Genomic DNA, 18485 nt, shown 5'->3' with positions numbered 1-18485 from the left:
AAGACGATGACCGCCGAGCAGGTGGTCGGCCGCCTGGAGAGCGGCATGACCATCGGCATCGGCGGCTGGGGGTCGCGGCGCAAGCCCATGGCGCTGGTGCGGGCGCTGCTGCGCTCGGACGTCACCGATCTGACCGTGGTCTCCTACGGCGGCCCGGACGTCGGCCTCCTCGCCGCCGCCGGGAGGATCCGCAAGCTGGTCGCGGCGTTCGCCACCCTGGACTCCATACCGCTGGAGCCGCACTTCACCGCGGCCCGGCAGCGCGCGGCCTTCGAGATGGTGGAGCTGGACGAGGCCATGTTCATGGCAGGCCTGACGGCCGCCGCGCAGCGGCTGCCCTTCCTGCCGATCCGCGCCGGACTCGCCTCGGACGTCCTGCGCGTCAACCCGCGGCTGCGGACGGTCACCTCCCCGTACGCGGACGGCGAGGAGCTCGTCGCCGTGCCCGCCCTGCGGCTGGACGCCGCGCTCGTCCACCTCAACCGCGCCGACGTGCACGGCAACGGCCAGTACCTGGGCCCCGACCCGTACTTCGACGACCTGTTCTGCGAGGCCGCCGACACCGCCTATCTCTCCTGCGAGCGGATCGTGGACACCGCCGACCTGCTCAAGGAGTCCGGTCCGCAGTCCCTGCTGGTCAAGCGGGCGTTCGTGAACGGCGTGGTGGAGACACCCAACGGGGCCCACTTCACGTCCTGCGTCCCCGACCACGACCGCGACGAGGCCTTCCAGCGCGCCTACGCGCAGGCCGCCCGGGACCCGGAGGCCTGGCGGGCCTTCACCGAACGGTTCCTCTCCGGTGACGAGGACGCCTATCAGGCCGCGGTGGCGGCCTTCCACGAGGAGGAAGCCCGATGACGGTCACCCGGGCCGAGTACTGCGCCGTGGCCTGCGCCGAAGCCTGGCGGGACGCCGGCGAGATCCTGGCGAGCCCGATGGGCACCGTCCCGGCGATCGGCGCCCGGCTGGCCAGGCTGACCTTCTCCCCCGACCTGCTGCTGACCGACGGCGAGGCACTGCTCACGGCGGACGTCCCGGCGGTGGGCGCCCGGGCCGAGGTGATCGAGGGCTGGTTGCCGTACCGGCAGCATCTGGCCCTGGTCGCCACCGGGCGGCGGCACGTGATGATGGGCGCGAGCCAGATCGACCAGTACGGCAACCAGAACATCTCCTGCATCGGCGACTGGGCCCGGCCCAGGCGGCAACTGCTGGGCGTGCGCGGCGCACCCGGCAACACACTGAACAATCCGACGAGTTACTGGGTGCCCCGGCACTCCCCCCGGGTGTTCGTCGAGCGGGTCGACATGGTCTCGGGTGTCGGCTACGACCGTGCCGCCGCGGCCGGCCCGTCGGCGAGCCGGTACCACCGCATCGCGCGGGTCGTCAGCGACCTCGGCGTCTTCGACTTCGAGACCCCGGACCGGACGATGCGGCTGAGTTCGCTGCACCCGGGCGTCACCGTGCAGCAGGTCACGCAGGCCACCGGCTTCCCCCTCACCGTCCCCGACGAGGTGCCGTACACCCGTGAGCCCACCACCGAGGAACTGCGGATGATCCGCGAGGTCATCGACCCCCAGCGGCTGCGCGAGCGCGAGGTGCCGGCGGCATGAGCGACGTCACGATCCCGACCGCGCTCACCGAACTCGTCGGCGTGCGCCATCCCCTCGTGCAGACCGGCATGGGCTGGGTGGCCGGTCCCCGGCTGGTGTCGGCCGCCGCGAACGCCGGGGCGCTCGGCATCCTCGCCTCCGCCACGATGACCCCGGACCGGCTCCGCTCGGCCGTCCGCGAGGTCCGCTCCCGTACCGACGCGCCCTTCGGGGTCAATCTGCGGGCGGACGCGGGCGACGCGCCCGAGCGGGTGCGGATCATCATCGAGGAGGGCGTGAAGGTCGCCTCCTTCGCGCTGGCACCCTCCCGGGAGCTGATCGCCCGGCTCAAGGACGCCGGGGTGGTGGTCATCCCGTCCATCGGCGCCCGGCGGCACGCCGAGAAGGTCGCCGCCTGGGGCGCGGACGCCGTCGTGGTGCAGGGCGGAGAGGGCGGCGGCCACACCGGGAGCGTCGCCACGAGCGTCCTGCTGCCCCAGGTCGTCGACGCCGTCGACATCCCGGTGATCGCGGCCGGCGGCTTCCGCGACGGCCGCGGGCTGGTCGCGGCACTGGCGTACGGGGCCGCGGGGATCGCCATGGGCACCCGCTTCCTGCTCACCTCCGACAGCACCGTCCCGGACGCGGTCAAGGCCAGATACCTGGCGGCGACGGTCCAGGACGTCACCGTCACCACCAAGGTGGACGGCCTGCCGCACCGGATGCTGCGCACCGACCTGGTGGACGCGCTGGAGCGGTCCGGCCGGGCGGCCGTGCTGCTGCGCGCGGTGCGCCACGCCGCCGCCTTTCGGCGCGAGTCCGGCATGAGCTGGACGCGGATGGTCCGCGACGGCCTCGCGATGAAGCACGGCAGGGATCTGAGGTGGAGTCAGGTCCTGCTGGCCGCCAACACCCCGATGCTCCTCAAGGCCTCGATGGTCGACGGCCGCACCGACCTCGGTGTGATGGCCGCGGGCCAGGTCGCGGGCCTGATCGACGATCTGCCGTCCTGCGCCGAACTCGTCGACCGGATCATGGCCGAGGCACAGGCCACCCTGCGCGCGCTGCCCTCCGCCGAGGGCTGACGGCCGCACACCGCCCCGGCACGGGGACACCCCTCATCCCGTTGGGAGTTGCTCTCATGCGTACTCCGCTCGTCCGTCATCTGACCACCGCCGTCGTCCTGTGCACCGTCGCCCTCGGCTCGCCGCCCATCGCCGCGGCGGCCCAGGCCCCGGCCCCGCCCACGGCCACCGCCCCCTCCCACCCCGGCGGCGTCGTCCCGCTCGACGGCGCGGTCAACGTCCGTGATCTCGGCGGCCTGACGACCGTCACGGGCCGCCAGGTGCGCCACGGCCGGGTGTTCCGGGCCGACTCGCTCGCCAGGCTCACCGACGCCGACGTCACCAGGCTGTCCGCGCTGGGCCTGCGCACCGTCGTGGACTTCCGGGTGCCGGACGAGGTACGGCACGACGGCGCCGACCGTCTCCCCGACGGCCTCACGGTGACCTCCCGGCCCGTGACCGACCTGGGGCTGTCCGCCCGGCTCCAGCAGGTCATCGGCTCGGCGGACCCGGTACGGCAGCAGGAGATGCTCGGCGACGGCAAGGCGGAGGAGATCATGCGCTCCGTCTACCGCGCCTTCGTCACCGACCCGACCGACCGGCGGCAGTTCGCGGACACGGTACGGGACATCGCCGACCACCGCAGGTCTCCCCTGCTGTACCACTGCACCTCGGGCAAGGACCGCACCGGCTGGATGAGCTACCTGCTGCTACGTGCCGTGGGCGTGCCGTCCGGGGCCGCCGAGCAGGACTACCTGCTGTCCAACGCCCTGCGCGCGGACGCCGACCGCGCGGTCCGCGAGGGACTGCGCAAGGCCGGTCTGATGCAGAACCCGGACCTGCTGATCCCGCTCCAGGAGGTCCGCGAGGACTACCTCGAAGCGGCCCTCGCCCAGGCCGAGCACGACTACGGCGGCCTCCTCGGCTATCTCACCGAGGGCCTCGGCCTGGACGTCCCGACCCTGGCGAGACTGCGCGCCGCGCTGCTGAAGTGAAGGATCCGAACCATGCTCCGACTGGGAATGATGGCACCGTTCACCGACGGCCTGATCACCTCCGGGGGCTTCCTCCGCGACCTCGCCGGCACGCTGGAGGAGTGCGGTGTCGAGTCGCTGTGGACGGTCGAGCACGTCGTCGTCGCCGAGGGGTACGAGCCGCTCTACCCGTACTCCGACGACGGCCGCATACCGGGCGGTTCCGGCTCCGTCCCCATGCCCGACCCGCTGGAGACCATCGCCTTCCTCGCCGGTGCCTCCACCGACCTGCGGTTCGGCACCGCCATGATGGTCGCCCCGCTGCACAGCCCCGTGGTGCTCGCCAAGCGTGCCGCGACCATCGACCGGCACTCCGGCGGCCGGCTGATGCTGGGGCTCGGCATCGGCTGGCAGAAGGAGGAGTACGCCGCCGTCGGTGTGCCCTACCAGGACCGGGGGCGCAGGCTGGAGGAGTGCGTGGGAGCCATGCGCGCGCTGTGGGCCGACGCCCCCGCCGCGTTCCGCGGACGGCACGTCTCCTTCGCCGGCCTGCACTCGCTGCCCCGGCCCGGCGGCGGGGCCGTGCCCGTCGTGCTCGGCGGGAACAGCGACCCGGCCGTGCGCCGGGCGGGCCGCATCGGCGACGGCTGGTTCCCGTACACGATCGGGCCGCAGGACTTCGCCCGCCAGGCCGGGCTGCTGCGCGAGGCGGCCCGCGCGGCCGGGCGGCCCGAGGACGCCGTGGAGATCACCGTGTGGCCCGGCTCCTGCGACCGGGAACGGGAGGGTGATCCGTCCTGGGTACGCGGCTTCACCGACGCGGGCGCGACCCGGCTCGTCATCGCGCCGCGTATCCGGGGCGCGGACGGACTGGCCGGCGCGCGCGGGCTCGCCGCACTGCGCGACCAGGTCGACCGCTACCGCGTCGAGGTGCTGGAGAAGCTCGCGTGACCGCGGTCCAGATCCTCGACACCGTGGTCCTGACGGGCGATCAGGTCGAAGGATGGCTGCGTCGCTGGCGCACGGAGTATCTGCCGGGGGCGCGCGAGCGCGGCATGGTCGCCGAGCGCGTGTGGCGCACCTGGACCGGGCCGGACACGGCGGCGGTGCGGATCCTGTGGTCGCTGCCGGACAGCGGGGCGTTCTTCGCCGCGCGGTCGGCGGCGAAACGGGACCCTCGGGTGACCGCGTTCTGGGCGGCTACGGACGAGATCGCCCGGGGCCGTAAGCGTCAGGTGCTCGAACCGGTCGACCCCGACGAGGACGGGGAAGGCGGCGCGGCATGACCCGCTGGGTGGCGCTGCTCCCGGCCGGCGGGAGCCAGGCGTACGACGCCGCGGGCGGGCTTCCCGGTGTGTCGGCTTCGTCGGCGGCGCCCGACCTGCCGGGCAGCTTCGGTGGTACGGGCGCCACCTGGGACGTGACGGCCGACCGGCCGCCCGCCCGGATCGCCGCCGACGCCGGCCTGCCGCCGCCCCTCGACGCGGTGGCGCTGGCGCCCGTGCGCGGCCGCAGCGTCCCGCCGGCCGGCCCGCGCGTGAAGCGGACGCTGCTGCTGACCGTGCGCCCCGGCACGTCCGGCACGCTGGTGGCCCGGCTGGAGCGGGACCTGCTCGCCATGCCGGACCACATCACCGCGATCCGGTCCTGGGCGCTCAGCCGTGTGGACCAGTCGCTCACGCCCTCGCGGTGGACGCATGTGTGGGAGCAGGAGTACGCGGACCTCGGCGGCCTGGCCGCGTATCTGGGCCATCCCTACCACTGGACCTGCGTGGACCGCTGGTTCGACGGCGAGGTGCCCGGCGGCGGGGTCGTGGCACCGGAACTGGCCCATGTCTTCCGCTGGAGCGAACACCCGCTGACGGGATGACAAGCGCGGCGCCCGTCTGGGGACGGGCGCCGCTCCTTCATGAAGGACCGTCAGAGCCGTTCGATGATCGTCACGTTGGCCTGGCCGCCGCCCTCGCACATGGTCTGCAGGCCGTAGCGGCCGCCGGTGCGCTCCAGTTCGTGCAGAAGGGTGGTCATGAGCTTGGTGCCGGTGGCTCCGAGGGGGTGGCCGAGGGCGATGGCGCCGCCGTTGACGTTGACCTTGTCGGGGTCGGCGCCGGTCTCTTTCAGCCAGGCCAGCACCACGGGCGCGAATGCCTCGTTGATCTCGACCAGGTCGATGTCGTCGAGGGTCATCCCGGCCTTCTTCAGCGCGTACGCGGTGGCGGGGATCGGCGCGGACAGCATGCGGATGGGGTCCTCGCCGCGCACGGAGAGGTGGTGGATGCGGGCGCGCGGGGTCAGCCCGTGTTCGCGGACGGCGCGTTCGCTCGCGAGCAGCATCGCGGAGGCGCCGTCGGAGACCTGGGAGGAGCAGGCGGCGGTGATGGTGCCGCCGTCCAGGACGGGCTTCAGGCCTGCCATCCTCTCCAGGCTGGTGTCGCGGCGCGGGCCCTCGTCGGTCGTGACGTCGCCGTAGGGGACGACCTCGCGGTCGAAGCGGCCCTCGTCGATGGCGCGGAGCGCCCGTTGGTGGGAGCGCAGCGCGAACTCCTCCATGTCGCGGCGGGAGATGCCCCACTTGGCGGCGATCATCTCGGCGCCGGCGAACTGGTTGACCGGCCGGTCCGCGTACCGGGACCGCCAGCCCTCGGAGCCCGCGTAGGGGCCCTGGGTGAGGCCGAGCGGTTCGGCGGCCTGGCGGGTGGCGAAGGCGATGGGGATCATCGACATGTTCTGCACGCCGCCGGCGACGACCAGGTCCTGGGTGCCGGACAGCACGGCCTGCGCGGCGAAGTGCACGGCCTGCTGGGAGGAGCCGCACTGGCGGTCCACGGTCACGCCGGGCACCTCCTCGGGCAGGCCGGCCGCCAGCCAGCAGGTGCGGGCGATGTCGCCGGCCTGCGGGCCGACGGCGTCCAGGCAGCCGAACACGACGTCCTCGACGGCCGCCGGGTCGGCACCGGAGCGCTCCATGAGCGCCTTCAGTATGTGCGCGCCGAGGTCGGCGGGGTGGACGGCGGACAGTCCGCCGCCGCGCCTGCCGACCGGGGTGCGCACCGCTTCGACGATGTAGGCCTCGGCCATGATCGACCACTCCTGTTCGCTGTCGGGACGTTCGGGGTTGTTCGGGGTGTCATGCGCGCCGGGTGATGCCTTCCAGCACCATGGACAGGTACTGGCGGGCGATCTCCTCGGCGCTGTGTTGTCCGTCCGGCCGGTACCAGGAGGCGGCGACCCAGATGGTGTCGCGCAGGAAGCGGTACGTGACCCGGACGTCGAGATCGGCGCGGAAGGACCGGTCGGCCACTCCGCGCTCCAGCGTGTGCAGCCATGCCTTCTCGAACCTGGCCTGTGAGTCGGCGAGGTGGGCGAAGCGCGGCTGGGTCTGCAACTGCCGTGCTTCCTTCTGGTAGATGGCGACGGCGGCGCGGTGCCGGTCGATCTCCCGGAAGGACTCGGTGACGAGGGCCTCGATGGTCGGGCGGGGGGCGAGGCCGGCGGCGAGGACGGCGTCGTAGCGGGCCCACAGTTCGTTCAGGAAGCCGGTGAGGATCTCGTCGAGCATCGACTCCTTGGAGTCGAAGTGGTAGTAGAGGCTGCCGGCGAGCATCCCCGCCTCGTCCGCGATCTTCCGGACGGTGGTGGCGCGGTAGCCCTGTGCGGCGAACACCTCGGCGGCGGTGGCCAGGAGGGCCTCGCGCCGTTCGGGCGCGGCGGTCACCGCCGGCCGGCCGTCGTGCGGCGCGGGGTCATCGCGGCCTCACGGGTGCTGGCTGCTGACCGAGACGGTCTCGCCGGTCATGTACGAGGAGTAGCCGGAGGCCAGGAAGACGATCACGTTGGCCACCTCCCACGGCTCGGCGTACCGCCCGAACGCCTCCCGGGTGGTCAGTTCCTCCAGCAGTTCGGGGCTGGTGACCTTCACCAGGTGCGGGTGCATGGCGAGGCTCGGCGCGACGGCGTTGACGCGGACGCCGAACTCGGCGGCCTCCAGGGCGGCGCAGCGGGTGAGTGCCATGACGCCGGCCTTGGCGGCGGCGTAGTGCGCCTGCCCCCGCTGGGCCCGCCAGCCGATCACGGAGGCGTTGTTGACGAGCACCCCGCCCTGTCCGGCGGCCTGCATCCGGCGCAGGGCGGCGCGGGTGCAGCGGAAGGTGCCGTTGAGGGTGACGTCGAGGACTCTCCCCCACTGTTCGTCGGTCATGTCGACGAGGTCGGCGGTGCCGCCGAGTCCGGCGTTGTTGACGACGATGTCCAGCCGGCCGTGCTGTTCCTCGGCGAGGTCGAACAGGGCGGCGACCTGGCGCTCGTCGGTGACGTCGCAGGGCAGGGCGGCGACGCGGTCGGCGCCGAAGCTGTCGGCGAGCTGCGCGGCGTACTCCTTCAGGCGGCGGGGGTGGGCGTCGGAGACGACGACCCGGGCGCCCTCCTCCAGCAGCCGGCGTGCGGTCGCCCCGCCGATGCCGGCGCCCGCTGCGGCGGTGACGACGGCGCCGCGGCCGTCGAGGAGCCCATGGCCGGGCTCGTAGGGCGGTGGGGTCACGGGCGTGCCTCCTTGGGCAGGCCGAGGACGCGCTCGGCGATGATGGTGCGCTGGATCTCGTTGGTGCCGGCGTACAGGGTGTCGGCGCGGGAGAAGAGGAACAGCCGCTGCCAGTCGGTGAGGTCGTACGGCTCACCGGCGGCCAGCATCCCGTCGGCGCCGCACACGTCCATGGCCAGTTCGCCCAGCTCGCGGTGCCAGGTGGCCCAGAAGATCTTGCCGATGGACGCCTCGGGTCCGGGCGCCCCGGCGGCGACCCCTTCGAGCATGCGCAGGGCGTTGCAGCGGATGATCTCCAGGCCGGTCCAGGCCCGGGCGATGCGGTCGCGGATCAGCGGGTCCCGGGCCGCGCCGTTGCGCTTCGCCAGGTCGACGATCGCCTCCAGCTCGCGCCGGAAGCCGACCTGTTGCCCAAGGGTGGACACGCCGCGTTCGAAGCCGAGGGTGGCCATGGCCACCTTCCAGCCCTCGCCGGGCGCCCCGACGATGTGGGACGCGGCGGTGCGCGCCCCGTCGAAGAAGACCTCGTTGAACTCGGAGGTGCCGGTCAGCTGGGTGATCGGCCGGACCTCCACACCGGGCTGGTCCAGCGGCACCAGCAGGTAGGACAGTCCCCGGTGGCGGGCGGAGCCGGGCTCGGTGCGGGCGAGGACGAAGCACCAGTCGGACTCGTGCGCGAGGGACGTCCAGGTCTTCTGTCCGGTGACCACCCAGGCGTCGCCGACGAGTTCGGCCCTGGTGCGCACGCCTGCCAGGTCGGACCCGGCGTCCGGCTCGCTGTAACCCTGGCACCACAGTTCCTCCACCGCCACGATCGGCGGAAGGAAGCGCTCGCGCTGCTCCGGTGTGCCGAAGGCGATGAGGGTGGGGCCGAGCAGCTGCTCGCCGATGTGGTTGACGCGGGCGGGGGCCTCGGCGATGGCGTACTCCTCGTGGAAGGCGACCTGCTGCTCCAGCGTGGCGCCCCGGCCGCCGTACTCCTTCGGCCAGCCGACACAGGTCCAGCCGGCGGCGGCCATGTGCCGTTCCCAGGCGAGCCGTTCGGCGAACGCCTCGTGTTCGCGGCCCGGTCCGCCGCGGCCGCGCAGGGCGGCGAACTCACCGGTGAGGTTGGCCCGCAGCCAGGCGCGGACCTCGGTGCGGAACTCCTCGACGTCGTTCATGGGCGGCTCCGGACGGCTCTCGACGGCTGACGTCCCGGACGTTAACCTACCAAACACTTGTTAGAAAAGGAGGGGGCGGATGCCGACTGCCCGCACGTCGCCCGACGACCCGGTGACCTATGAGCGCCGCGGCCCTGTCGCCGTGGTCACGATGAACCGCCCGGAATACCGCAACGCCCAGAACTCCGCGATGACGTACGCCCTGGACCGGGCGTTCTACCGCGCGGCGGACGACGACGAGGTGAAGGCCGTGATCCTCGCCGGGGCGGGGAAGCACTTCTCCGCCGGGCACGACATCGGCACGCCCGGGCGCGACGCCCATCTGCCGTTCGAGCGCCGGGCCGGACTGTGGTGGGACCACTCCGACAAGGGCGGCGCGGAGAGCCGCTACGCCCGTGAGTCGGAGGTCTACCTGGGCATGTGCCGCCGCTGGCGGGAGCTGCCCAAGCCGCTGATCGCCTCGGTGCAGGGCGCCTGCGTCGCGGGCGGTCTGATGCTCGCCTGGGTGTGCGACCTGATCGTCGCGTCCGAGGACGCCTTCTTCGCCGACCCGGTGGTCCGCATGGGCATCCCCGGCGTGGAGTACTTCGCCCACCCCTGGGTGATGCCGCCGCGCATCGCCAAGGAGTTCCTGTACACCGGCGAGCGGATGACCGCCCGGCGCGCGTACGAGGTCGGCATGGTCAACCGGGTGGTACCGCGCGACGAACTGCACGCCGAATCCATGGAGTTGGCACTGCGGGTGTCCGAGATGCCGCGCATGGGACTGGCGCTGGCCAAGCGCGCGGTCAACCAGGCGGAGGACCTGCAGGGCCTGCACGCCGGCCTGGACTCGGTGTTCGGGCTGCACCATCTGGCCCACGCGCACAACGCGGAGACCGCCCGGGACTCCCTGGGCGGCATGGACGTCAAGGCGATGAAGGAGGCGTCCTCCTGATGGATCTCGCCTTCAGCGCCACCGAGGAGGCATGGCGGGCCGAGGTCCGCGCCTGGCTCGCCGCCCATGTCCCCGCCGACCCCCTGCCCTCCCTGGAGACCGCGGAGGGTTTCGCCGCGCACCGGGAGTGGGAGCGCACCCTGTTCACCGGCCGCTGGTCGGCGGTGACCTGGCCCGAGGAGTACGGCGGCCGGGGAGCGTCCCTGGTGCAGTGGCTGGTCTTCGAGGAGGAGTACTACGCCGCCGGGGCACCCGGCCGGGTCGGCCAGAACGGCGTCAGCCTGCTCGCACCGACCCTCTTCGAGCACGGCACGCCCGAGCAGCGCACCCGGATCCTGCCGTCCATGGCGAGCGGCGAGGTCGTCTGGGCGCAGGCCTGGTCCGAGCCGGAAGCCGGCTCCGACCTGGCCTCCCTGCGCTCGACGGCCACCCGGACCAACGGCGGCTGGCTGCTCAACGGACAGAAGACCTGGTCGTCCAGGGCCGCCTTCGCCGACCGCGCATTCGGCCTGTTCCGCAGCGACCCGGACGCCGACCGCCCGCACCGGGGCCTGACCTACCTGATGTTCCCGCTCGACGCCGAAGGAGTGACCGTACGGCCCATCGGCCGGCTCGACGGGAAGCCCGCTTTCGCCGAACTCTTCCTGGACGACGTCTTCGTACCGGACGAGGACGTGATCGGCGAACCCGGCCAGGGCTGGCGGGTGGCGATGAGCACGGCCGGCAACGAACGCGGGCTGACCCTGCGCAGCCCGGGCCGCTTCCTGGCCACCGCCGACCGGCTCACCGCGCTGTGGCGGTCCTGCGCCGACCCGTCCGACACGGCCCTGCGCGACCGGGTCGCCGACGCGGTCGTGGGCGCCCGCGCCTACCAGCTGTTCACCTACGCCGCCGCCTCCCGGCTGGCGGCGGGGGGAGCGATCGGCGCGGAGTCGAGCCTGAACAAGGTCTTCTGGTCACAGCTGGACATAGCCCTCCACGACACCGCCCTGGACCTGCTCGGCCCGCTCGGCGAACTCGCCGACGACGCCCCCGAGGCACCCGACGGCGGCCGCTGGGCCGAGGGCCATGTCTTCTCACTGGCCGGACCGATCTACGCCGGCACCAACGAGATCCAGCGCGACATCATCGCCGAGCGGCTGCTCGGTCTGCCGAAAGGACGCCGGTGATGCGTTTCCTCCTCGACGACGAACAGCGCGCGTTCGCCCGCTCCCTGGACGCCCTCCTCACGGCGGCCGACACCCCCTCGGTGGTGCGCGCCTGGGCCGACGGCGACCACTCCCCAGGACGCGCACTCTGGTCGCGGCTCGCGGAGGCCGGCGTGTTCGCCCTGGCCGTACCCGAGCAGTACGACGGCCTCGGCCCGCTGCCGGTGGAACTGGCCGTCGCCTTCACCGAGCTGGGCCGGCACGCGGCCCCCGGCCCCCTGGTGGAGACGGCGGCAGCGGCCACGCTGCTGAACCAACTCGGCGCCGCGGAAGCAGCCGGCGCCTGGCTGCCGGGCATAGCCTCCGGCAAGGCCGCGGTGACCCTCTCCATACCGTCCCTCGACGCTCCCTTCGCGCTGGACGCCGACGCGGCCGACGCGGTCCTCGTCGTCGACGGGGACGAACTGCGCCTCGCCGAATCCCACGGCCCTCTCCAGCGTTCCACCGACCCGGCTCGACGACTGGCACGCCCCCAGGCCGGAACGGTAATCGCCCGCGGCCCGCGAGTGAGGGCCGCAGCGGCCCACGCCACCGACATAGCGATGCTGACCACGGCGGCCCAGGCCCTCGGCGTAGGCCGGGCGCTGCTCGCCGGCACGGTCGAACACGTCACACAGCGCGCCCAGTTCGGCGTCCCCCTCGGCTCCTTCCAGGCGGTCAAACACCGGCTGGCGGACACCCTGATCGCCCTGGAATTCGCCGAACCCTTGGTCCACGCGGCGGCCTTGACGCTCGGCGCCCCCTCCGGCAACCACACCGACCTGGCCGCGGCAAAACTCACGGCGTGCGAGGCGGCGCACACAGCGGCCCGTACCGCGCTGCAACTGCACGGCGCGCTCGGCTACACCGACGAACTGCCGCTGTCCCTGTGGATCCGCAAGGCGGGTGCGCTGCGCTCCGCCTGGGGCACACCGGCGTACTGCCGCGCCCGCGTCCTCACCCACCAAGGAGCAGACGCATGAGACCGACCGAGGAACAGCGGGAACTGAGCGCGGCCATACGTTCCCTGCTCATCCGCCACGAGGGCGAAGCGGCATGGCGGCCGCTGGCCGAACAGATAGGGGTGTGCGCCCTGGCGGTCCCGGAGGAGTACGGCGGAGCCGGCGGCGGCCCGCTGGAGATCCACACGCTGATGGAGGAACTGGGCCGCGAACTCAGCCCGGTCCCCTGCCTCGGTTCCGCCGTACTGACCGTACAGGCGCTGCTCGCCTCCGAAGACGGGGCGGCCTGCACCCGCCTGCTGCCGCCGCTGGCCGAGGGCCGGTCGGTGGGCGCCCTGGCCTGGGCCGAACAGGGCAGCTGGAACCCGGCGGCGATAGCGGCGCGAGCCGCTGAGGCGACCGGAGCCGTCCGGCGGATCAGCGGGGTCAAGGATCATGTGCTGGACGGCGCCCGGGCGGACGTCCTCCTGGTCGCGGCCCGAACGGCCCGCGGCCTGTCGCTGTTCGAGGTGTCCGTGGACGACCCCGGAGTGCGCCGGGAGCCCACGCCGACCATGGACCTGACCCGGGCCCAGGCCCGCGTAGTACTGGACGGCGCCGAGGGCCGGATCGTGGGCGAGGAAGGCGACGGCGAACGGATTCTCACCAGGGTGCTGGACCTGGCCTGCACCGCACTGGCCGCCGAACAGGTCGGCGCGGCGGAGCGCTGCCTGGAGCTCACGGTGGAGTACGCCAAGGAACGAGTCCAGTTCGGCCGCCCCATAGGCTCCTTCCAGGCCGTGAAACACCGGCTGGCGGACGCCTACGTCAACGTAGAGGCCGCCCGTTCGGCGGCGCTCGGGGCGGCGGTCGCCGCGGCGGAGGGCTCACCGGAACTGACACGCAGGGCGGCGGCGGCCAAGTCGGCGTGCTCGGAGGCGTTCTCGGCCGTCGCGGGCGAGATGATCCAGCTGCACGGCGGTATCGCCATCACCTGGGAACACTGCGCCCATCGCTACTTCAAGCGAGCGCACGGATCGAGCCGACTCTTCGGTTCACCCACCTGGCACCGAGAGCGGCTGGCCGCAGGCCTGGGCCTGACCGCCACCGGGGGCGCTTGACGCGGCGTTCCGGGCGCGGTCCAATGGCGGTGTTTCTAATCGAAATACTTCGAATAGGCATACCGGAGGCTGACGATGCCGTACACGGACACCGCACGGAACGCCCCCTCGCCCGGCGTCGACGACGCCACGCTGCGCGATGTGCTGAGCCGCTTCTGCACGGGGGTCGCGGTCGTCACGGCGCTCGACGGGCACCGCCCCGTCGGTATGGCGGTGCAGTCCTTCTCCTCGGTGTCGCTGGAGCCGCCCCTGGTGTGCTTCTGCCCCGCGCACACCTCGACGACCTGGCCGAGGATCCGCCGCTTCGGCCGGTTCGCGGTCAACGTCCTGGCGGCGGACCAGGAGGAACTGTGCCGCCGGTTCGCGGTGACCGGCGGCGACAAGTTCGCCGGCACGGCCTGGCGTCCGGGCGGCAACGGAGCGCCCCTGCTGGAGGGGGCGCTCGCCTGGATCGAGTGCGACCTGCACGCCACGCTCCCCGGCGGCGACCACACCGTCGCCCTCGGCAGGGTCACCTCGCTCACGGCGACACCGGCGGACACAGGCGCACTGGTGTACTTCCGGCGAACCTACGGTCGGGTGGAGTCCCACTGCTGAGCGAGGCGGAGACGGAAGACACGACGGCGCGACACCCGCGCACGGCGGAAAGGGGCCGGGGTGGGGGGTGTCCGCCCGCAGCGGCCGGCACCGCCGACCCTCACCGCGTCGGAGACAGCGGGCCGGACCGAGGACGGACACCCCCCACCCCGGCCCCGCCGTGACCACCGGCCGCAGGCGCTACACCAGCCACGACGCAACAGCAACGGGCCGCCGCAGGCATATAAGGGGCGCGGGGAACTGCGCGAGCAACCACAACGAAACAGCGACGGGCCGCCGCAGGCAAACACGTCGACACTTACGACGCCGACGACGCCGAGCCCCCCTCCCGCCCCGCCAGTTCCTCAACATCCGCAAGCATCGCATCAGCAAGATCCCGCTCAGCGGCGTAATACCGCTCCGCCCAGCGCAGCGTTAGCGCCGGGTACGCCCACTCCTCGCGCCCCCGTGACCCCTCCGCGTCCGCCTCGGCCCGCCGTCGCATCGTCTCGGCGTATTCCCGATGCCGCCCCAGGACCTCCCGCATCTGCTCGGGATCCAGCAGATGCCCCAGCCACAGCCGCAGCATCACCCCGTGCTTGAGCACCGGCGGCTCGACCGGCGCCTCGCGCGCCCAGGTACGCACCGCCTCCAACCCCTCGGCGGTGATCCGGTACACCTTCTTGTCCCGGTTCCCGGTCTCCTGGGCCACCATGCGGGCAGTGACGTAACCGGCCTTCTCCAGCCGCTTCAGCTCGCCGTAGACCTGACTGAAGGACGGGCTCCAGTAGAAGAAGCGCAACGACCAGTCCGCCCACTTCTTCACGTCGTAGCCGGACAGTTCCTCCCCGAAGGAGAGCAGCCCGAGCACCGCCCAACTGGTCGCCGGCAGCGCGGGCCGCCCTTCACCGTCCGGCGTACCGGCACTCTCCGTCGCGGGTTTCCTCTGCGCAGCCACAGCGACAGTGTACGGAGCGAGCGATCACCCGGGGACGCGTCGCCGTAGCATCGTCCGACAAGCCTGTGGGCACCACCGGAGGGGGACCCGTGGAACGACCGGACGACCGCATCGCATCGATCCTGCGCTTCGCCACTGAGCTCGTCGCCTGGACAGCCACGCCCTGGGCGCTGTGGGGGCACTCCCGGCTGCTCGCCGTACTGGCGGTGGTCGTGCTGATCGGCCTGCCCACCGTCTTCTCCACACCGGGCGACAAGGCCCAGGTGATCGTCCCGGTGCCGGGAGCGGTCACCGTCCTGCTGGTGCTGCTGCAGCTGGCTGCCGCCGTGGTCGCGGCCTGGGCTGCCTGGCCGGTGTGGGCGGCGCTCACGGTGTCCGTGCTGGCCGCGGCCACACTGGTCACCGAAAGCCCGCGCTGGCGCTGGCTCCTGGCCACGAGCCGCACGGCTCCCTGACGGACGGAGGGGTGCCGACCCCACCACACATATTTCAGGGCTAAGATTTCTCCGCAGGTCGTGCGTGCGCTGATGCAGAAGGGGCACTACATGGCGGGGAAGAAGACTACGGCCCAGCGGGACGCCGTCGCCGCGATCATCGAGGACTGGGCCCGGGAGCGGCCGGAGCTGGACACCTCCCCCCTGGAGGTCCTGGCCCGGCTGCACCGCACCTTCCTGCGCTACCAGACCGGGCTGACCGCCGCCATAGAGCGCCACGGGCTGGCCGTGGCCGGCTTCGACGTGCTGACCGCGCTGCGGCGGGCCGGGAAGCCCTACCGGCTCACCGCGGGCCAGCTCGCCGACTCCGGGCTGATCTCCTCCGCCGGTGTCACGCTGCGCATAGACCGGCTGGAGAAGGACGGCCTGATCGTGCGCGAGCGCGACGCCGACGACCGGCGTGTGGTCTACTCCCGGCTCACCGACGCCGGCCTCGCCAAGGTGGACGAGGTGTTCGCCGAGCACCTGGAGAACGAGCGGCGGATGCTCGCCGAGCTGTCCCCGGCGGAGCGGCGCCAGCTGGCCCGGCTGCTGTCCAAGCTGGAGCGCTCCATCGTAAACGCGGCCGAGACACAGGAGGACTCACCGTCCTGACCCCGGGCCCCGGACACCGGGACACCCGCCCCGGCCCCCGCCCCGGCCCCCGGCGCCTGGCCCCCGGCGCCTGGCCCCCGGCGCCTGGCCCCCGGCGCCTGGCCCCCGGCGCCTGGCCCTACGCCCGCGAGGCACCCGCCTGCGCCTCCGCCTGCTGCCGGTACAGCCGCCTCAGCCGGACCACTCCCAGGTCGTGCTGGTAGAGGTTCTCCCGCTGGTCGGCGTCGGCCGGCATGGCCTCCAGCATCACCCGGTCCTGCTCCAGCACCTGCCAGTGCCGCTCCTCGATGAGCGTGCGGTACAGGAAGCGCCAGGTGTCGCGCTGCCAGCCGGACACCTTGCGGTAGCGCCAGAAGAAGACACCCGTGCGCTCGGCGTCCACCGGGCAGGCCATGCCGACGATCCCGAAGGCGCCGCCGGGGCCCGCCGAGGGCGGGTAGGGAATGGACAGGTCGACCCAGTCGACACCGGTGCGGCACAGCTCCACCCAGTCGAAGTTGACGCCCCGCTGGTCGGTCTTCTCGAAGAAGTAGCCGCGCTCGGTCTCCCGGATGCGGAACCGGGCCTGGGTGTCGCCGTCGTACATGGTGTGCGATTCGTGGTGCAGGAAGGCGCCGTGCATCGGGTCGAGGAGGTTCTCCATGGCGAAGCGCCACGGCACGTTCCACTCGGCGTAGCACAGGAACGAGGCGATCTCCGGGTCGGTCAGCGGCTCGGGCAGGGTGAGGCCGGCCGGCTCGGGGTGCTCCTCGTCGCCGAACCAGGCGAGGATCGCGCCGCCCACCTCGCGCACCGGCAGGGAGGTCACGAGCTTCTTGCCCTCCAGGTTGCAGCCGGGCAGGCCGGGCACCGAGGAGACGGTGCCGTCACCCCGGACCTCCACGCCGTGGTACCAGCAGGCCACCCGGTCACCGAGGTGCTTGCCGAGGGAGAGCGGGGCGCCGCGGTGCGGGCAGCGGTCGGCGAGCAGGGACAGGGTGCCGTCGGACCTGCGGAACAGCAGCCAGTTCTCGCCGAGGGCGGTGACCTTGCGCATGCCGCCCGGCTCGACGAAGTGCGAGGGGACGACCGGGTGCCACTGGTTGCGCAGGCCGTTGGCGTAGACGTGGTCGGCGGTGACGTCGGTGGTGAGGGTCATCTCAGGCTCCCAGGCGGTGCATCTCGGCGCGGAAGGTCTCCTCGGTCCAGGGCGTGCCGTCGGGCGTGTGCACCTGGCGGGCGTTGAGTCCGGCGATCACGTCGGCGAGCTCGTGGCCGTCCTCGGTGAAGATCTCTTCGAGGGTGCGGGCGAGTTTCAGCTCGTACGGGGTGGGCTGGTGGGTGCGGGACTGGTGTGGTTCGAGGTACGGCCAGTCGGTGCTGGTCATCGGGGCCTCCGGGGCAGTCGTGGTCAGGGGGTTCACAGGTCGAGGACGAGCCGGTCGGAGGCGCAGCGCGAGACGCAGATCATCATGGTGGCGTTCGCGGAGTGCTCCGCCTCGGACAGCAGGAAGTCGCGGTGCTCGGGGGTGCCGGCGAGGACGCGGGTCTCGCAGGTGCCGCAGATGCCGTCGCGGCAGGAGGAGGGCACGGCCACGCCCGCCGCCTCGACGGCGTCCAGCACGGAGGTGTCCGCGCCGACGGTGACGGTGAGTCCGGAGCGGCGGCACTCCACCTCGAAGGCGGTGTCGTCACCGGTCCGCTCGACGACCGGGGCGGCGAACCGCTCCAGCCGCAACTGCCCTTCCGGGCACCGCTCCTGCACGGCGGCCAGCAGCGGTTCCGGCCCGCACACGTACACGAGGGCGTCCTCGGGGAGATCGGTGAGGGCGGCCTCCAGGTCGATGTGGCCCTGCTCGTCCTGCGGGACGAGGGTCACCTCGCCCCGGGTGAACGCGGCGAGCTCGCCGCCGAACGCCATGGAGGCGCGGGTGCGTCCGCCGTGCACCAGGCGGTACGGGATGCCGTCGCGGTCGGCCTGGCGGGCCATGGCGAGGATCGGGGTGATGCCGATGCCGCCGGCAATGAAGACGTACGACCCGGCCGGCTCCAGCGCGAAGTGGTTGCGGGGGCCGGCGACGCGAACCCGCTCGCCGGGGCGCAGCCGGGTGTGGACGTGCCGTGAACCGCCGCGCGAGGCGGGCTCGTCGAGGACGGCGACGCGGTACACGCCGAGGTCCTCCGGGTCGCCGCACAGCGAGTACTGGCGGACGTGTCCGCCGACGTGCAGGTCGAGGTGGGCGCCCGGGGTCCAGCTGGGCAGGGGCTTGCCGGCGGGGTCCGCGAGGTCGACGGACAGGACGCCGTCCGCCTCCCAGGTCATACGGCGTACGAGGAGTTCGAGCTCCTGCTCTTCGGTGAGCCTCATGGG

The 18485-nt window shown here is 72.8% G+C and carries 22 protein-coding genes; 14 read left to right on the top strand and 8 right to left on the bottom strand.

What is annotated here, in order from left to right; genetic code table 11:
- The first annotated feature begins 6 nt into the window (after positions 1-6).
- Genes C3489_RS00270 through C3489_RS00240 form a run of 7 tightly spaced genes read left to right on the top strand, consistent with a single transcriptional unit; the run spans position 7 to position 5497 of the window.
- Complete coding sequence (locus tag C3489_RS00270; protein ID WP_103778864.1) at positions 7-858, top strand: CoA transferase subunit A; 852 nt, start codon at positions 7-9, stop codon at positions 856-858.
- On the top strand, positions 855-1610 hold the full coding sequence (locus tag C3489_RS00265) for a CoA-transferase subunit beta (protein WP_103778510.1): 756 nt from the start codon (positions 855-857) through the stop codon (positions 1608-1610). The genes C3489_RS00270 and C3489_RS00265 overlap by 4 nt, the downstream gene beginning before the upstream one ends.
- Positions 1607-2674 (top strand): nitronate monooxygenase family protein, encoded by a 1068-nt coding sequence (locus tag C3489_RS00260; protein ID WP_103778508.1) that lies wholly within the window; start codon positions 1607-1609, stop codon positions 2672-2674. Before C3489_RS00265 ends, C3489_RS00260 begins: the two co-directional genes overlap by 4 nt.
- A gap of 56 nt (positions 2675-2730) precedes the next feature.
- Positions 2731-3648, top strand: a complete 918-nt coding sequence (locus C3489_RS00255; protein WP_103778506.1) for a tyrosine-protein phosphatase — start codon at positions 2731-2733, stop codon at positions 3646-3648.
- A 12-nt stretch (positions 3649-3660) separates the two neighbouring features.
- On the top strand, positions 3661-4578 hold the full coding sequence (locus C3489_RS00250) for an LLM class F420-dependent oxidoreductase (protein WP_103778504.1): 918 nt from the start codon (positions 3661-3663) through the stop codon (positions 4576-4578).
- Positions 4575-4913 (top strand): hypothetical protein, encoded by a 339-nt coding sequence (locus C3489_RS00245; protein WP_103778502.1) that lies wholly within the window; start codon positions 4575-4577, stop codon positions 4911-4913. The genes C3489_RS00250 and C3489_RS00245 overlap by 4 nt, the downstream gene beginning before the upstream one ends.
- Positions 4910-5497, top strand: a complete 588-nt coding sequence (locus C3489_RS00240; protein WP_103778500.1) for a Dabb family protein — start codon at positions 4910-4912, stop codon at positions 5495-5497. Before C3489_RS00245 ends, C3489_RS00240 begins: the two co-directional genes overlap by 4 nt.
- A 50-nt stretch (positions 5498-5547) precedes the next feature.
- On the opposite strand, the gene C3489_RS00235 is transcribed toward C3489_RS00240, so the two are convergent.
- From C3489_RS00235 to C3489_RS00220, 4 genes are read right to left on the bottom strand one after another with little or no spacing between them, the layout of a single operon-like run.
- A complete protein-coding gene (locus C3489_RS00235) occupies positions 5548-6705 on the bottom strand; it encodes an acetyl-CoA C-acetyltransferase (protein WP_103778498.1) in 1158 nt (385 codons plus the stop codon).
- Positions 6706-6754: 49 nt separating this feature from the next.
- Positions 6755-7342 carry a TetR/AcrR family transcriptional regulator gene (locus C3489_RS00230; protein ID WP_103778496.1) on the bottom strand — a complete coding sequence of 196 codons (588 nt, stop codon included), beginning with the start codon at positions 7340-7342 and terminating at the stop codon, positions 6755-6757.
- Between the two features lie 39 nt (positions 7343-7381).
- Entirely contained in the window at positions 7382-8164 is a 783-nt protein-coding gene (locus C3489_RS00225; protein ID WP_103778494.1) for an SDR family oxidoreductase, read from the bottom strand.
- The gene (locus C3489_RS00220) at positions 8161-9327 is read right to left on the bottom strand and encodes an acyl-CoA dehydrogenase family protein (RefSeq protein WP_103778492.1); all 1167 of its coding nucleotides are present in this window, start codon (positions 9325-9327) and stop codon (positions 8161-8163) included. The genes C3489_RS00225 and C3489_RS00220 overlap by 4 nt, the downstream gene beginning before the upstream one ends.
- Positions 9328-9406: 79 nt before the next feature.
- Here C3489_RS00220 and C3489_RS00215 point away from each other — a divergent pair, with 79 nt between their 5' ends.
- The 5 genes from C3489_RS00215 to C3489_RS00195 all read left to right on the top strand — a co-directional run bounded on the left by C3489_RS00215 (position 9407) and on the right by C3489_RS00195 (position 14110).
- Positions 9407-10264, top strand: a complete 858-nt coding sequence (locus tag C3489_RS00215; protein WP_103778490.1) for an enoyl-CoA hydratase — start codon at positions 9407-9409, stop codon at positions 10262-10264.
- Positions 10264-11433 carry an acyl-CoA dehydrogenase family protein gene (locus C3489_RS00210; protein ID WP_103778488.1) on the top strand — a complete coding sequence of 390 codons (1170 nt, stop codon included), beginning with the start codon at positions 10264-10266 and terminating at the stop codon, positions 11431-11433. Before C3489_RS00215 ends, C3489_RS00210 begins: the two co-directional genes overlap by 1 nt.
- On the top strand, positions 11433-12434 hold the full coding sequence (locus C3489_RS00205) for an acyl-CoA dehydrogenase family protein (protein ID WP_103778486.1): 1002 nt from the start codon (positions 11433-11435) through the stop codon (positions 12432-12434). Before C3489_RS00210 ends, C3489_RS00205 begins: the two co-directional genes overlap by 1 nt.
- Positions 12431-13513 (top strand): acyl-CoA dehydrogenase family protein, encoded by a 1083-nt coding sequence (locus C3489_RS00200; protein ID WP_103778484.1) that lies wholly within the window; start codon positions 12431-12433, stop codon positions 13511-13513. Before C3489_RS00205 ends, C3489_RS00200 begins: the two co-directional genes overlap by 4 nt.
- Before the next feature lie 75 nt (positions 13514-13588).
- Positions 13589-14110: a flavin reductase family protein gene (locus tag C3489_RS00195; protein WP_103778482.1), complete on the top strand. Its 522-nt coding sequence runs from the start codon at positions 13589-13591 to the stop codon at positions 14108-14110.
- A gap of 298 nt (positions 14111-14408) precedes the next feature.
- Here the strand turns inward: C3489_RS00195 and C3489_RS00190 are convergent, their stop codons facing one another.
- Positions 14409-15047 (bottom strand): PadR family transcriptional regulator, encoded by a 639-nt coding sequence (locus C3489_RS00190; RefSeq protein ID WP_103778480.1) that lies wholly within the window; start codon positions 15045-15047, stop codon positions 14409-14411.
- Positions 15048-15136: 89 nt separating this feature from the next.
- Here C3489_RS00190 and C3489_RS00185 point away from each other — a divergent pair, with 89 nt between their 5' ends.
- The gene (locus C3489_RS00185; RefSeq protein WP_103778478.1) at positions 15137-15502 is read left to right on the top strand and encodes a hypothetical protein; all 366 of its coding nucleotides are present in this window, start codon (positions 15137-15139) and stop codon (positions 15500-15502) included.
- A gap of 90 nt (positions 15503-15592) precedes the next feature.
- Positions 15593-16135: a MarR family winged helix-turn-helix transcriptional regulator gene (locus tag C3489_RS00180; RefSeq protein ID WP_103778862.1), complete on the top strand. Its 543-nt coding sequence runs from the start codon at positions 15593-15595 to the stop codon at positions 16133-16135.
- Between the two features lie 118 nt (positions 16136-16253).
- Here C3489_RS00180 and C3489_RS00175 read toward each other — a convergent pair whose 3' ends face one another.
- The 3 genes from C3489_RS00175 to C3489_RS00165 are packed head-to-tail and all read right to left on the bottom strand — an operon-like array spanning position 16254 to position 18482.
- On the bottom strand, positions 16254-17273 hold the full coding sequence (locus tag C3489_RS00175; RefSeq protein WP_103778476.1) for an aromatic ring-hydroxylating dioxygenase subunit alpha: 1020 nt from the start codon (positions 17271-17273) through the stop codon (positions 16254-16256).
- A 1-nt stretch (position 17274) separates the two neighbouring features.
- The gene (locus tag C3489_RS00170) at positions 17275-17502 is read right to left on the bottom strand and encodes a recombinase-like helix-turn-helix domain-containing protein (protein ID WP_103778474.1); all 228 of its coding nucleotides are present in this window, start codon (positions 17500-17502) and stop codon (positions 17275-17277) included.
- Between the two features lie 32 nt (positions 17503-17534).
- The gene (locus C3489_RS00165) at positions 17535-18482 is read right to left on the bottom strand and encodes a PDR/VanB family oxidoreductase (protein WP_103778472.1); all 948 of its coding nucleotides are present in this window, start codon (positions 18480-18482) and stop codon (positions 17535-17537) included.
- Positions 18483-18485 lie beyond the last annotated feature (3 nt).

Source organism: Streptomyces sp. Ru71 (assembly GCF_002920535.1).
In the GTDB taxonomy this organism is placed as follows: domain Bacteria; phylum Actinomycetota; class Actinomycetes; order Streptomycetales; family Streptomycetaceae; genus Streptomyces.
The sequence above is the reverse complement of the archived record's forward strand: the minus strand, read 5'-3'. Positions and strand labels throughout refer to the sequence as shown.